Source organism: Pseudomonas sp. K8, from assembly GCF_014889455.1.
Lineage (GTDB): Bacteria > Pseudomonadota > Gammaproteobacteria > Pseudomonadales > Pseudomonadaceae > Aquipseudomonas > Aquipseudomonas veronii.
Genome location: NZ_VJWO01000021.1, coordinates 20,951 through 35,878, shown reverse-complemented (window position 1 = coordinate 35,878; position 14,928 = coordinate 20,951). Strand labels below are relative to the sequence as shown.

Sequence of the window (14,928 nt, the reverse complement as noted above, 5' to 3'; positions counted from 1 at the left end):
TGCTTATTCCTGTCTTGTCGCTGGGGCGTCGGGCGAGGTAGTGGGCGCTTTGCCGTTGCTGGCGCGTTTGAGGGCGGTGACGGCGGCGTGGGCAGTGATCGCTGCGCCGACGGTGACGCCGGCAACCAGGCCGATTTCGTCCGCGTTCGCTTCAACGCCAAACTGGTTGATGCCAGTCAGGTGCTGATAGAACGAGCCCTTGTCCCAGAACCCCTCCTCCGAACAACCGATGCAGCCGTGGCCGGACTGAATCGGGAAGCTGGTGCCGCCATTCCAACGCACGGTCGAGCAGGCGTTGTAGGTGGTCGGGCCTTTGCAGCCGACTTTGTAAAGGCAGTAGCCCTTGCGCGCCGCGTCGTCGTCCCAGGACTCGACGAACTGACCGGCGTCGAAGTTCGGACGGCGGTAGCACTTGTCGTGAATGCGCTGGCTGTAGAACATTTTCGGCCGGCCCTGACGGTCCAGCTCAGGACTGCGGTCGAAGGTCAGCATGTAGGTGATCACCCCGGTCATGACTTCGGCGATCGGCGGGCAGCCCGGCACTTTGATGATCGGTTTGTCGGTGATGACCTTGTGAATCGGCACCGCCTGGGTCGGGTTCGGCTTGGCGGCCTGTACGCAGCCCCAACTGGCGCAGGAGCCCCAGGAAATGATCGCCTTGGCATCGCGTGAAACGCGCTTCAACTGCTCGACGAAAGGCTTGCCGCCAATGATGCAACTCATACCGTCCTGGTTCAGTGGCGGGTTGCCCTCGACGGCCAGGATGTAGTTGCCCTTGTACTTGGTCATGACCTCGTCAAGGATCGCCTCGGCCTGATGCCCGGCGGCCGCCATCAAGGTGTCGTCGTAATCCAGGGAGATCATCGACAGCACCACGTCCTTGGCCAGCGGATGCGCGGAGCGGATGAATGACTCCGAGCAACAGGTGCATTCCAGGCCGTGCAGCCAGAGGACTGGCGTGCGTGGCTTGTTCTCCATGGCCCAGGCGATTTTGGGCATGAATGCCGGGCCCAGCCCCAGCGACGTTGCGGTCAAGGAACAAAACTTGAGAAAGCTGCGGCGCGAGATGCCTTGTCTGCGCATCACCTCGTAAAACGTTTCCATTACTTTATTTCTCCTCCCCGAGAAGGTGCTTCAACGGGGGCTGCACTCGGTGTGTTGGAAATCTGTGCCCGACCAGGTGAGTCAGGCGCCATGCCGTCGGCTACAAAGGCCATCAGTTCTATGGGATGTTGAGGCTGCAGCCTGGGCATGATTGCGACGGCTGCTGGAAACATGCGGGTAACCCATGACGTTCAGTTATCTGGTAAGTACAAGACCTGTGCCATTTCGCCGCGGTGTAGATAAATTGCTTACTAATTAATTTATCTATCTGTTTTTAAAGGACTTTTACTTTTTTACCGAGCACATTGAGACACCTTGTAACAAACCTCAACTGGAATGTTTGTTTCCACTATTTATGCAGCCTGGAAACCATATGTCCGGCTTGGCAAGTGGCTGGCGAGAGAACCTCGCCAGGCGCTGAAAGGAAGAGAAGGCTCAGGCGGGCGTCGCGTCCAGGCGGTCGTAGCCCTTGAAGCGGTAGAACAACACGGAAACGGCCCAGGTCAGGATGAATATCCCGACGATCAGGTAGCCGATCATGCCGAAGTTGTCGGTCAGCGCAGTGATGAAATCCCACACACCGCCGTGCAGATCCCAGCGCGCCGCGACCAGCCCGAGCACTTCCACCCCGCCCACCAGCAATGCCACCAACACCGACATGGACGTGATGGTCAGGTTGTAATAGAGCTTGCGTGCCGGGTTGACCAGTGCCCAGTGGTAAGCACCGGTCATCATCACGCTGTCGGCGGTGTCGACCAGCGCCATGCCGGCCGTGAAGAGCGCCGGGAACACCAGAATCGACCAGATCGGCAGGCTCTGCGAGGCTTGCACCGCAGCGATCCCCAGCAGGCCGATTTCCGTGGCGGTATCAAACCCCAGGCCGAACAGCAGGCCCAGCGGATACAGGTGCCAGGGACGGCTGATCAGGCGGAACAGCGGGCGCAACAGTCGGGCGATGGGGCCACCGCCGGTGAGTATCGCGTTCATTTCTTGCTCGCCGATCCGTTCGCCGCGCCGCACGCGGCCAAACGCCTGGTACACCGAGCGCAGGATGAGCAGGTTGATCAACGCCACCAGCAACAGGAAGGCGGCAGACACCGAGGTGCCAATCAGCCCGCCGAGGCCGTGAAAGGCTTCGATTTCGCTTTTGAACGCCGTGGCCGTCAGTGCGATGCCGAGCGAAGCCAGGATCACCACGGTGCTGTGCCCGAGCGAGAAAAACAGGCCGACACTCGCGGTCTGCCGGCCTTCCTGGATCAGCTTGCGGGTGGCGTTGTCGATGGCGGCGATGTGATCGGCATCCACGGCATGGCGCAGGCCGAAGCTGTAGGCCAGAAAGGCGGTGCCGAGCAACAGCGGATAGTCATGGAAGGCCGTGAAAGCCCAGGCCCAGGCCAGCAGGTTGGCAGCGACCAGGCCGGCAAAAATGGCCAGGACGCGATGTTTGAACGTCAAAGGCGCACGAGTCGGTGAAACAGGATGCAAGGGCATGCGAACTCCAGAAAGATGGGTTCAAGTATGAAGAAACGAAAAAACCTCATACAAACCCTGTGCCAGTTTGCGTGCCGAGTGCCATTCAGGCGTGGTCAGGCGCTCGCAGAACATGGCGGCTGGACAGTGACTGTCCAGCCGAGCCGGTAACTGGACAATGAGCTTCCAGCGCCGCTGCCGGATTATCGGCTCAGGCGGGCCCGGCTTCGGGCAGCGTCACGCTGAACTGCGCACCGCCCTCGGGGTGATTGGCGGCCACCATCCGACCGCCACAGCGTTCGATGATGCCGTAGCTGATCGACAGGCCCAGGCCCGTGCCTTTGCCCACGGACTTGGTGCTGAAGAACGGGTCGAACACCTGGCTCAGGTGTTTCTCTGCGATGCCCGCACCGTTGTCGCGTAAACGCAGGGTGACCCAGCCCGGCTCCTGGGTCACCTCGATCCAGACTGTCGGCAAGGCCTGGTTGGCCGCTTGCGCGGCATCGTAGGCGTTCTGCATCAGGTTCATCAGCACTTGCAGCAATTGCCCGGCATTGCCGCGCACCGGCGGTGTGTCAACGGCCTGCCAATGCACCTGCAGATCGGGCGCGACGCCACGGCAGACCCAGTGGATGGCGCGCTCGATGACGTCATTGAGGTCGACCTCGCCCAGTGCTTCACGATCCACCGCCGAGAAGCGCTTCAGGGCGCTGACGATGTCGGCGGTGCGTTGCGCGCCTTCCATGCTGCCCTCGATCAACGACGGCAAATCGCTCAGCAGCGGATCGATCCGTAGCTGTTGGCGCAAGGCTTGAAGACTGGCGTGCGACTCGCCGCCGTGGACCGCTTGCAGGTACTGCTGCAGGCGTTTGCCATAGCTGTCGAGCACATGCGCGTTGGCCAGCACGAAGCTGATGGGGTTGTTCAGTTCGTGGGCGACACCAGCCACCAGGCGCCCCAGCGAGGCCATTTTTTCCGCGTGCAACAGTTGCTGTTGAGTGCGCTTGAGCGCCTCGTGAGCCTCGTGCAGTTGGCGATATGCGTGCTGGAGTTCGCCCAGCGGTCGCCCCACCAGCACGTGCCCGATAAAGCGTCCGTTGCCCGTGCTGCGCACGGTGCAACTGACGTCCACGGGCACCGGCGCGCCGTGGACATCCTTGAAGTTGACCTCCAGCGAGGCGCTGGCGTTGGGATGGCGCAGGCTGGCGAGGGTCTGGCGCAACTGGGTTTCACTGTGGGGGTCGGCCAACAAGACATAGGCCGGGCTGCCGGACAATGACTGTTCATCACGGCCGACCAGCGTGCGCAGCGCGCTGTTGCTCTCCTCGATGCGCCCTTGCGGGTCGCAGGCCAGCAACACGTCGGACATCGACGACAGCAACCCGGCGATGAACTGCTGCGACTGCTCCAGTTCGACGTTCTTCTCTTCCAGGGCGATTTCATCTTGCACCAGCTTGGAATAGACCTCGTCCATCCTCGCGATGACTTCGATCCAGGCGTCTTCGTCGAGGCTGCCGGGTGGCGGTTTACGGGCCATGGTCGTCAGCTTTTAGGGTGCAGATGCAGGTGGCTGTGGACTTGCTCGTGGCTCGCGCCCTGCTCCACCGGGATCAGGTTCAGCGAGCCATGACGCACGCCGCGTTCGGCGCACACGCGATGGGCGAAATCGCGCACTTCATCGGACGAGCCCTTGAGCATCAGGCTTTCCAGGCAGTTGTCGTGATCCAGATGCACATGCTGGCTGGCAATGGTCAGGTGATGATGCGCGTGCTGCAGGTCCATCACCCGTTCGGTGAGGGTGCGCGAATGGTGATCGTAAACGAAGCTCAGGTTGGCCACGCAATGCGGCGCCTGGCCTTGCTCCAGGCGCGCCTGTTCGATATGCCGCCGCAAAATGTCGCGCATGGCCTCGGAACGGTTGTGGTAACCCTGGTCGCGAATCAGCGCGTCCAGTTCCTCAGCGAGGCCACGGTCCAGGGAAATGGTCAGGCGTTCCATGGGATTTCCTTTTCAATGCACCGTGCAAACCATGCACGGGTCAAAAGAACGAACGATATGTTGCACCGCTACCGGGCTTTTTTCGCCGGGTAGCACGGGAGCACCCTGCAAGGCTTGTTCCAATGCCCCGGGCTGGCCCTGGGCATCGCGTGGCGAGAAGTTCCAGGTGGTCGGGGCGATGATCTGGTAGCGGGAGATTTTCCCGTGCTCCACCTCCAGCCAATGCCCCAGTGCGCCACGCGCCGCCTCGGTCAGGCCGACCGCGCGGCCTTTGTCGGGTAATGCTGCGGCGCGGTAATACGGCTCGCCGGGGCGCAGGGCGATCAACCAGCTTTCCATCAGCGGCACCACCTGCGCCAACTCCAGCAAACGCGCGAGCAGGCGGGTATAAACCGTTGCCGAACAGCGTGCCACGGCATCGCGCAGCAGCGCTTGGCCGGCAATCAACTGACGTGCAATGGCGCCGGTTTCCAGCACCGCGCCGGCCAGGCGCGGGGCTTTGTTCCAGGTATACGCGTCGGGTTTTTCCATCAACGGCTGGGTTTGCCCGTCGGCCGGGTGGCGCGGGCCGCCAGCGTCGTCGAGCCAGGCATGCGCGCTGTCTTCGCGGATATCGTCCAGGTCCAGCGGTTGCGCACACTGGGTGACGCCATTCCACAGGCCGCGCGGGAACACCATCGAGCCGTCGGCTCGCGGATACGCCCCGTAGGAAAGATACAGCCCCGGCCCCGGCCCCAGATGCTCAAGCCCGGTGTCCAGGGCGATTTGCAGAAATTGGCGGAAGTCGCCCTGCCCCGGCGCTTCGGCGTGCCATGCCCAGAGCTCGCTTTCGCTGGTGAAACCATTGATACGCTCCAGCGGCGCGGCGAACAGCTCGCTTTCCAGAAACTGCCGGAACTCGCGAACGCGGGTCAGCAGGCGCAGGCGCTCGGCGGCATCGATGGCGCGGGTCGAGCCACCCGGTTGGATCGAGCCGGTGTGCGGCCACTTGCCGCCCAGTGTGCCGATCAAATCCAGCCAGCGTTTACGCGCAGAAATGGCCAGGCGCTGCTGGCTGCCCTGAAGCGGGGTAAAGCGCGCCACCGCGCCTGGATACCAAGGGCGCTCGGCGTACACCGGGCGCACGAAATCCGGCATGAAAAACAGGTAGAAATGGCTCAAGTGATCGGCGAGGTTTTCGGTGGCGGCCATCAGGTTGATTGCCAACAGGCCGTTGTCCGGCGGCTGTACGCCGGCCAGCCCGGCCAGGGCGCGGGCGGCGGCGATCGATTGCGACACCGAGCAGATTCCGCAGATGCGTGGCGCGTAGGTCAGCGCATCGAGCGGTGCGTGTTGCAGCAGGATTTGCTCGAAGCCACGGTACATGGTGGCGTTGACCCGTGCCGAACGCACATGGCCATCTTCCACGTCCAGTTGTACTTCCAGATCGCCTTCAACCCGATTGAATGGGCCGACCACCAAACGTGACATGCAAACTCCTAACGGCGGGGGGTGCGTACCGACGGCGCGATCAGCGGGTGATCGGACGTCGCATTCTGTTTGACGCGCTTGGGGGTGGCTGACTTGGACAGCGCCGACAGGGCGACGAACCAGGCCTTGGGCATGTCGATGGGCAGGCCGATGGGAATGCCCGCCAGCTTCGGCGTGCGCTGAAAGGCGTGCCCCGGTTCTTCGAAGCCCGGGGCGGTGCAGTTGATGCAGGCAAACCCGCCACGGGTACACGAGCCCTCGCCGTTCCACAGGCGGGTATTGCAGTCGCCGTGGGCCTGGGTGCCTTTGCAGCCGAGGTTTTCCATCATGCAGCCCAGGTCCGAGGGCTTTTCCGCACTGGCTTTGTATTCGTAGAACTCATTGCGCGTGCAGCCCTGATGCACCAGTTGGTCGGCGTAGAAACGCGGACGCCCGATGACGTCCAGATCGGCCTCGGCGAACAGCCCGGCGGCCAGCGCCATCAAGGTGTCGGTCACCCAGCCGGGGTGCGTCGGACAACCGGCCACGTTGATCACCGGCAAGCCGCGCAACGACCGATAATCGGCACCCAGCAGGCCGCCGCGATGCTCACCGTCAAATTGCAGGCCGCAGGCGTCGGTCGGGTTGCTGCCCGCAGCGGTGATGCCTCCGTAGGCCGCGCAAGTGCCGATGCCCAAGGTGTATTGGGCCACCGCCGCGAGTTTGCGCACCCAGTCGATCATCGGCGCATCGGTGCCCGCCAGCATGTGAAAGCGCCCGGTGCCGTGCGGGCCGCGCAGCAATGAGCCTTCGATGCACAAGGCATCGAGCCGGGTGCGACCTTGCAGGCAGTCCTCCAGGATATCCAGCACCTGATCACCGCTTTCAAGGGACAGCGATGGATGCCAGAGCAACTCAATCCCCGCACTGCGCCACATCGCGGAAAAATCCTGGGTATCGGCGCACAGCAAGGACATGTTGCAACCGCCGCAACCGCCCGATTGCAGCCACAGCACTCGGAATGGGGTGTTCATCGGGCTTCCTCCAGGCCAAGACGGCGCAATTTCTGGCGCAGGCCCACGCGCGACAAGCCCAGTTCACGGGCCGCATGGGTTTTGTTCCAGCGGTGACGCAGCAGCGATTCCTTGAGTATGGTCGCTTCGATAGCGTCCAGTTGTTCTTGCAACGTGCCCGTGGGGGGCGACAGGCGTATGTCGTTGGTGTTGCGTCCCTGGCCCTGCATGACGCGCCAGGAAAACGAATGAGCACCGATTTGCGAGCCTTCCGACAACGCAGCGGCGCGGTAGATTTCGTTGCGCAACTCGCGAATATTACCGGGCCATGGGTAACCGATCAGGCTCGCCAGGGCGTCGTCGGCGAAGTGCAGGTTTGGCAGGTCCAGCTCCAGGCGGGCATCGTCGAGCAGCTTTTTGGCGATGGGCATCAGGTCGGCGGTGCGCTCGCGCAACGGCGGCAAGCCCAGGCTGACCGTGGACAGCCGGTAATAAAGGTCGCTGCGAAAACGTCCGGTGGCGACATCCTGCTCCAGGTCGCGATGGGTCGCCGCGATCACCCGCACATCGACCCGTACCGTGCTTGAGGCGCCGACCGGGCGCAGTTCGCCCTCTTGCAAGACGCGCAACAACTTGACCTGAAAAGCCGGCGAGGTGTCGCCGATTTCGTCGAGCAGCAAGGTGCCGCCATTGGCACGCTGGAACAGCCCGATGTGATCCTGATGCGCGCCGGTGAAGGCGCCGCGCTTGTGCCCGAACAGCTCGGACTCCAGCAAGGTATCGGGCAGCGCCGCGCAGTTCTCCATGACAAAGGCATTACTCGCACGCGGGCTGGCGTAATGGATGGCGCGGGCCAGCAACTCTTTACCCGTGCCCGATTCGCCCAGCAGCAGCACCGACAAATCATAGCGGGCGACCCGGGCGGCCAACTCACAGACCGCATCCAGCGGGCCGCCGGGGCTGCGCACGATGCGCGAGAAATCGAAGGTATCGCGTACCCGCTCCAGGGTTTCGCGGCTGCGGCGACGCAGCGCTGGCGTACCGGCGCGCAGTTCCAGGTCCAGTCGCTGCATATGGTTTTGCAACGATTGGCTCTCGACCGCATTGCGCACGGTGTTGAGCAGGTTTTCAGGCAGCCAGGGCTTGAGCAGGTACTGATAGATACCGGCCTGATTGACGCCCGCGATGATGTCTTCCGAATCGGTGTAGCCCGACAGCACGATGCGGACCACCCCCGGCCAGCGCTCGCGCACTTCCTTGAGAAATTCGATACCGCTGACATGGGGCATGCGCTGGTCGCAGAGGATCACCGCGACCACATGCTGCTCCAGCAGTTCGCGTGCTTGCCCGGCCGACTCGGCCAGCAGCACCTGGAATTCCTGATCGAGTACCCGGCGTAACGATTCGCGCGAACGCAGCTCATCGTCCACTACCAGGATCATGGGCAAGTCGGATTGCGAGTCGAATGGGGAGGTCATGAGTCAGCGAAAGGCCGATTATTGAAGTTCATTGCAACATTATGTTGCTGCAAGTCATGGCGTCGATGGTAGCACGGTGCCAAAAGCAGACGAGGGTTTTCCTTCGGGGGAGGCCGCTACGGGATGTGTTTTAAACAGCGTCTTGCTCCGCCGGGTTATGCCGCCCCCGGCCTAGAAGTTCGCCGGCGTATTCGCGCTGATGATTTCCGCCTCATCCTGCCCGATATTGCGGAACCTGTGGGGCAAGGTGGTGGGGAAGTAATAACCATCCCCTGGGTTCAATACGCTGACCTGGCCATCGACAGTGAGTTCGACGGTGCCACGGGTGACGAGGCCGCACTCCTCGCCTTCGACATGCACGATCGGCTCTTCGCCGGAACTGGCGCCGGGTGCGTACTGCTCGCGCAGAAAGCGCATCTGGCGGCTGGGGATCGGCGCGCCCACCAGCAGCAGGCGCAGGCCGTCGCGACCCAGGTCGGGCTGTTCGTTGGCGCGAAAGACGTATTGGTGTTCGCGTGGCGGCTGGTCGAAGGTGAAAAAGTCCGCCAGGGACATGGGGATGCTTTCCAGCAGCTTTTTCAGGGAACTGACGGAGGGACTGACGCGATTCTGTTCGATCAGGGAAATGGTGGCGTTGGTCACGCCGCTACGACGGGCCAGCTCGCGCTGGGAGAGTTTGTAGCTTTCGCGAACGAGTTTGAGTCGGGTGCCCGTGTCCATAGCTGCCTTATATAAGGGGTGAGTGTCGTGATGTTTATTGGTTGCGATAGCGCTGCAGGAGCTGGGGCGAGCGCGGGCAGGCAATGTTGCGAAATTCGCCGATTACCCGACCCGGAAACCTGAAAGGCGGCTATTAAATCACGTTTGCGGGTGGAGCTGTAGCGCTGCTGAATATGCCTGCATGCGCAAAAAAAGCAAGCCCGCGGCCGCGGCCGAAGGCGGCGTGGGCCGGGGGCTCGCGGCGCGCGTGTGGCTGACCGGTCAAATACCGAGTCGGTCGCGCAGGGCGTAGTAGGCGGCGCCCATGGCCGTCAGCGGGGCCTGGAAGGTGCGGCCGCCGAACATCGGCATATGCGGCAGCGAGGCGAAGGCGTCGAAGCGTTCGGCGTCACCGCGGATCACTTCGCTGATCAGCTTGCCCGCGAGGTGCGAACAGGTGACGCCGTGGCCGCTATACCCTTGCATGTAGTAGGCGTTCTTTTCGATACGGCCGAATTGCGGCATGCGCGACATCGTCAGCAGGAAGTTGCCGGTCCAGCGGTAGTCGATCTTGACGTTTTTCAACTGCGGGAAGGTCTTGAGGATCTTCGGCCGGATCAGTTGTTCGATGTCGTCCGGCTCGCGGGCGCCGTAGACCACGCCGCCGCCGTACAGCAAACGGTTGTCAGCGGTCAGACGGTAATAGTCGAGCAAGTAGTTGCAGTCTTCGACGCAGTAATTGTGGGTAATCAGGCTGCGTGCCACTGCCTCCGACAGCGGCTCGGTGACCACGATTTGCGAGCCGCAGGGCATGCTTTTGCGCGTCACCCGAGGGTCGAGATTCTGCGGCAGGTAGGCGTTGCCGGCGATCAGCAGGTACTTGGCGCGAACCACCCCCTTGGCTGTGCGTACCACGTTGGGTTCGCCGTAGGTGATTTCCTCGGCCGCCGATTGTTCGAAGATCTTGCCGCCCAGGCCGATAATCGCGCTGGCTTCGCCCAGGGCCAGGTTCAGCGGATGGACGTGGCCGCCCTGCTTGTCCAGCAGGCCGCCGATGTAGTTTTCACAGCCCACTTCGCCTGCCATGTCCTTGGCGTCGAGCAGTTGCAGGTTGCGGTTGCCATAGCGCTCCCAACTGCTTTTCTGTTCGACCAGGCCCTTGAGCTGTTTTTTGTTCAACGCGGCGAAGATCCCGCCCGGGCGGTAGTCGCACTGGATGTCGTAGTGCTGGATGCGCTGGCGAATGATCTCGGCGCCTTCGAACATCATGCTGCCGAGGATTTCGGCGCTCTTTTCGCCGTAGCGCTGCTCGATGACATCCACGTCACGGCTGTAGGAGTTGACCAGTTGCCCGCCGTTGCGCCCGCTGGCGCCAAAGCCGACCTTGGCCGCTTCGAGCACGGTGACGCTGTAGCCGGCTTCCGCCAGGAACAGCGCCGACGACAGGCCAGTGTAGCCGGCGCCGATGACACAGACATCACACTCGACCAACTCTTCAAGCACAGGGAAGTCGCCGGTATGGTTGCGGGTCGCGGCGTAATAGCTGTTTACATGGGGTTGCATGGTTAGGACTCCCTGGCGACTGGCCGGCACGCGCCGGCAATCGCCGTTGTTATTTGGGCTTAGAGCTTGATCCAGGTGGCTTTGAGCTCGGTGTACTTGTCAAAGGCGTGCAGCGACTTGTCGCGGCCATTGCCCGACTGTTTAAAGCCGCCGAACGGCGCGGTCATGTCGCCGCCGTCGTACTGGTTGACCCACACGCTGCCGGCACGCAGGCCCCGGGCAAAGCGGTGGGCGCGGCTGAGGTCGGCGGTCCACACTGCGGCGGCCAGGCCGAAGATGCTGTCGTTGGCGATCGACAGCGCTTCTTCTTCGGTGTCGAAGCTGATCAGCGACAACACCGGGCCGAAGATTTCTTCGCGGGCGATGGTCATGGCATTGGTCACGCCGTCGAAAACCGTCGGCTCCACGTACTGGCCACCGGTGTCTTGCAGGGCGCGCTGGCCGCCAACCAAGAGTTGGGCGCCCTGCTCCTTGCCGATCTCGATGTAGCGCAACACGTTGTCCAGTTGCCGCTGATCGACCACTGCACCGACCTTGGTCGCCGGGTCCAGTGGATGCCCCGGCTTCCAGGCCTGGAACGCCTCCACCAGCAGCGCAATGAAGGGCTCGCGGATCGACCGTTGCACCAGCAGGCGCGACCCGGCCACGCAGACTTCGCCCTGGTTGAAGGCAATCGCTGCAGCCGCAGCGGCGGCGGCAGCGCGCAAGTCCGGGGCATCGGCGAACACCACATTGGGGCTCTTGCCACCGGCTTCCAGCCACACCCGTTTCATATTGCTCTGGCCGGAATACACCAGCAGTTGCTTGGCCACCGCGGTGGAGCCGGTAAAGGCCAGCACATCCACATCCCTATGCAAGGCCAGCGCCTTGCCGACGGTGTGACCGTAGCCCGGCAGCACGTTGAACACGCCTGCGGGAATGCCGGCTTCGAGGGCCAGCTGGGCCAGGCGAATGGCGGTCAGCGGCGACTTTTCCGAAGGTTTGAGGATGAACGAGTTACCCGCTGCCAGGGCCGGCGCGAACTTCCAACTGGCCATGATCATCGGGAAGTTCCACGGCACGATGGCCGCGACCACGCCGCAGGGTTCGCGGGTGATCAGGCCCAACTGGTCGTGGGGCGTGGGCGCCACTTCGTCGTAGAGCTTGTCGATGGCCTCGGCACTCCAGCGGATCGCGTTGGCGGTGGCCGGTACGTCGATGGCCATGGAGTCGCCGATCGGCTTGCCCATGTCGAGGGTTTCCAGGAGCGCCAGTTCTTCCTGGTGTTCGAGGATCAGATCGGCGAAACGGATCAGCACGCGCTTGCGCGCCGCCGGGGCCTGCAAGCGCCAGATCCCGGATTCGAACGCCCGGCGTGCAGCGATCACCGCGGCGTCGGCGTCGGCCTCATCGGTGCTGGCGACCGCGGCCAGAAAACGCCCGTCCACCGGGCTGATGCTGTCAAAGGTTTCGCCGCTGGCGGCCCAACGGTATTCGCCGTCGATAAAGGCCCGGCCTTCAAGGTTCAGGGACTGGAAGTACTGCTCCCAGTCGTTGCGATGCTTGGTCATAGGGTGTGCTCAACGCAAAAAGTGGGAGGGCCGTCAGACCGTGTGCAGGTACCAGTTGTACTCAAGGTCGGAGATCGAGTTTTCGAACTCGGCCAGTTCGCTTTCCTTGCACGCGACAAACACGTCGATGTACAGCGGGTCGATGTACCGGGCCATGACCTCGCTGTCGTCCAGCTCGCGCAGGGCGTCGCGCAGGTTGTTGGGCAGGCTCTGCTCGTTCTGCTCGTAGGAGTTGCCTTCGACCGGCGCACCCGGCTCGATCTTGTTGGTCAAGCCGTGGTGGATACCGGCCAGTACCGAGGCCATCAGCAGATAAGGGTTGGCGTCGGCGCCGGCCACCCGGTGTTCGATACGCACGGCATCCGCCGCGCCGGTCGGCACGCGCACGGCCACGGTGCGGTTGTCGATGCCCCAGCTCGGCGAGTTCGGCACATAGAACTGCGCACCGAAGCGGCGGTAGGAGTTGACATTCGGGCAGAGGAACGCCATCTGCGCCGGCAGGGTTTCCAGCACACCGCCGATGGCGTGACGCAGGGCGTCGTTGGTCTCGGGGTCTTCGCTGGCGAAGATGTTGTTGCCCTGTTTGTCGAGGATCGAGATGTGTACATGCAAGCCATTACCGGCCTGGCCCGGGTAGGGCTTGGCCATAAAGGTGGTGTCCATCTCGTGGTCGTAGGCGATGTTTTTCACCAGGCGCTTGAGCAGTACCGCGTAGTCGCAGGCTTTGATCGGGTCGCTGACATGGTGCAGGTTGACCTCGAACTGCGCCGGGGCGCTTTCCTTGACGATGGCGTCGGCAGGGATGCCCTGCTCTTTCGCGCCTTCGAGGATGTCCTGCAGGCAATCGACGTATTCGTCGAGGTCATCGATCAGGTAGACCTGGGTCGAATGCGGGCGCTTGCCGGAGATTGGCGAGCGCGGCGCTTGCGGACGGCCGTTCACGTTGTCCTGGTCGATCAGGTAGAACTCCAGCTCGAACGCGGCGCAAATGGTCAGGCCCAGTTCGTCGAACTTGCTCACCACCTGGCGCAGCACTTCCCGTGGGTCGGCGAAGAACGGCTGGCCCTCGAGTTCATGCATGGTCATCAACAGCTGCGCGGTGGGACGCTTCTGCCAGGGCTCGATGCTCAGGGTGTCGGGGATCGGGTAGCAGATGCGGTCGGAGTCGCCGATATCCAGGCCCAGGCCGGTGCTTTCCACGGTGGAGCCATTGATGTCCAGGGCAAACAACGACGCGGGGAGGTTGATGCCTTTTTCATACACCTTATGCAAGGCGGTGCGTTCGATACGCTTGCCGCGCACCACGCCATTCATGTCTGCAATCAGCAGATCGACGTACAGGACCTCCGGGTGTTTTTTCAGAAAGGCGTTGGCTTCGTTGAGCTGAACGGTACGCAGTGGGACCGACATGATGCACCTATGTGTTAATTATTATGTTCAAAGCTGTTTCGTGACAGCAGTCAATCCGAAAGCCAAAGTGAAGTCAATAGCGAGAACGGACGCTGCACGTTAATTATATTGATAGATAAAGCACCAAAATTGGGCGCCAATCCAACCAATCAACACAAACACACTCACAAGCGTTTAGAATTTTTTACATTGAAGTTGTTAATTAAAATCAACGGAGATAAGCTCTGGAAAAACTCGTTCCAGCGTGAATTTCGAGGTGATAAAAATGGCACTCAAGCCATTGATCGGTGTTACAGCGTGCGTCAAAGAGATTGGCTTGCACCCCTACCATGTCAGCGGCGACAAGTATTTGCGTGCTGTCAGCGTCGCGGCCCTCGGGCTGCCGGTGATCATTCCTGCCCTGGCGGACCTCTGCGAGATCAAGGACCTGCTGCACTACGTCGACGGCCTGCTGTTCACCGGCTCGCCGTCCAATGTCGAACCCTTCCACTATCAAGGCGCTCCCAGCGCGCCGGGCACCGCCCATGACCCGCAACGCGACGCCACCACCCTGCCCCTGTTGCGGGCTGCGGTGGCGGCCGGCGTGCCAGTCCTCGGCATCTGCCGCGGCTTCCAGGAAATAAACGTGGCCTTTGGCGGCAGCCTGCACCAGAAGGTGCATGAACTGCCGGGCTTTATGGACCACCGCGAAGCCGACGACCCGCGCCTCGACGTCCAGTACGCCCCGGCGCACCCGGTGGCGATCCAGCCCGGCGGCGTGTTCGAGGCCATGGGCCTGGCCGGCGAGATCCAGGTCAACTCGATCCACAGTCAGGGCATCGACCGCCTGGGTGACGGCCTGCGGGTCGAGGCCCTGGCCCCGGATGGCCTGATCGAAGCCGTTTCCGTGGAGCACAGCCAGGCGTTTGCCTTTGGCGTGCAGTGGCACCCGGAATGGCAGGTCCTGTCGAACCCGGCCTACCTGAGTATTTTCCAGGCCTTTGGCGATGCCTGCCGGCAACGTGCCGCGCAGCGTCAGCGCCTTTGACACCAGGCGGCCCGCACCGGGCCGCCAGCACTCGCTTTACCGATTGACACGCCCTGCCCACGCGGCGCGCGCACCTGTGTGCGCCTGCCGTGCGGCGTGAACGGCAATACCCGAACAACAACAAGCAAGGCCAGGCAGCCAGGACGGCGGTGCCGAATAAACCTGCA

At 62.6% G+C, this 14,928-nt stretch carries 12 protein-coding genes; 1 reads left to right on the top strand and 11 read right to left on the bottom strand.

The annotated features are described in order from the left end of the window. Positions 1–3: 3 nt before the first annotated feature. The 11 genes from INT12_RS16090 to INT12_RS16040 all read right to left on the bottom strand — a co-directional run bounded on the left by INT12_RS16090 (position 4) and on the right by INT12_RS16040 (position 13,734). Positions 4–1,104, bottom strand: a complete 1,101-nt coding sequence (locus tag INT12_RS16090; RefSeq protein WP_193058915.1) for a hydrogenase small subunit — start codon at positions 1,102–1,104, stop codon at positions 4–6. Between the two features lie 435 nt (positions 1,105–1,539). Continuing rightward, complete coding sequence (locus tag INT12_RS16085; protein WP_017845589.1) at positions 1,540–2,595, bottom strand: HoxN/HupN/NixA family nickel/cobalt transporter; 1,056 nt, start codon at positions 2,593–2,595, stop codon at positions 1,540–1,542. A gap of 190 nt (positions 2,596–2,785) precedes the next feature. Then, positions 2,786–4,111, bottom strand: coding sequence for an ATP-binding protein (locus tag INT12_RS16080; RefSeq protein WP_193039746.1), 1,326 nt, complete (start codon positions 4,109–4,111; stop codon positions 2,786–2,788). Positions 4,112–4,116: 5 nt separating this feature from the next. After that, positions 4,117–4,572 (bottom strand): nickel-responsive transcriptional regulator NikR, encoded by a 456-nt coding sequence (nikR, locus tag INT12_RS16075; RefSeq protein WP_017845587.1) that lies wholly within the window; start codon positions 4,570–4,572, stop codon positions 4,117–4,119. Between the two features lie 12 nt (positions 4,573–4,584). Continuing rightward, entirely contained in the window at positions 4,585–6,042 is a 1,458-nt protein-coding gene (locus tag INT12_RS16070) for a nickel-dependent hydrogenase large subunit (protein ID WP_193039745.1), read from the bottom strand. Between the two features lie 8 nt (positions 6,043–6,050). Continuing rightward, on the bottom strand, positions 6,051–7,055 hold the full coding sequence (locus INT12_RS16065; protein ID WP_046484070.1) for a HupU protein: 1,005 nt from the start codon (positions 7,053–7,055) through the stop codon (positions 6,051–6,053). Further along, positions 7,052–8,476, bottom strand: coding sequence for a sigma-54-dependent transcriptional regulator (locus INT12_RS16060; RefSeq protein ID WP_226926216.1), 1,425 nt, complete (start codon positions 8,474–8,476; stop codon positions 7,052–7,054). Before INT12_RS16060 ends, INT12_RS16065 begins: the two co-directional genes overlap by 4 nt. Positions 8,477–8,683: 207 nt before the next feature. Beyond that, entirely contained in the window at positions 8,684–9,232 is a 549-nt protein-coding gene (locus tag INT12_RS16055; RefSeq protein ID WP_046486974.1) for a cupin domain-containing protein, read from the bottom strand. Positions 9,233–9,493: 261 nt separating this feature from the next. Further along, entirely contained in the window at positions 9,494–10,774 is a 1,281-nt protein-coding gene (locus tag INT12_RS16050; protein ID WP_046486971.1) for an NAD(P)/FAD-dependent oxidoreductase, read from the bottom strand. Positions 10,775–10,833: 59 nt separating this feature from the next. Beyond that, a complete protein-coding gene (locus tag INT12_RS16045) occupies positions 10,834–12,324 on the bottom strand; it encodes an aldehyde dehydrogenase (protein WP_193039743.1) in 1,491 nt (496 codons plus the stop codon). Between the two features lie 33 nt (positions 12,325–12,357). Next, a complete protein-coding gene (locus INT12_RS16040; RefSeq protein WP_017845581.1) occupies positions 12,358–13,734 on the bottom strand; it encodes a glutamine synthetase family protein in 1,377 nt (458 codons plus the stop codon). A 265-nt stretch (positions 13,735–13,999) separates the two neighbouring features. On the opposite strand from INT12_RS16040, the gene INT12_RS16035 reads away from it, so the two are divergent. After that, on the top strand, positions 14,000–14,761 hold the full coding sequence (locus INT12_RS16035; RefSeq protein ID WP_169886574.1) for a gamma-glutamyl-gamma-aminobutyrate hydrolase family protein: 762 nt from the start codon (positions 14,000–14,002) through the stop codon (positions 14,759–14,761). The last annotated feature ends 167 nt before the right edge of the window (positions 14,762–14,928 follow it).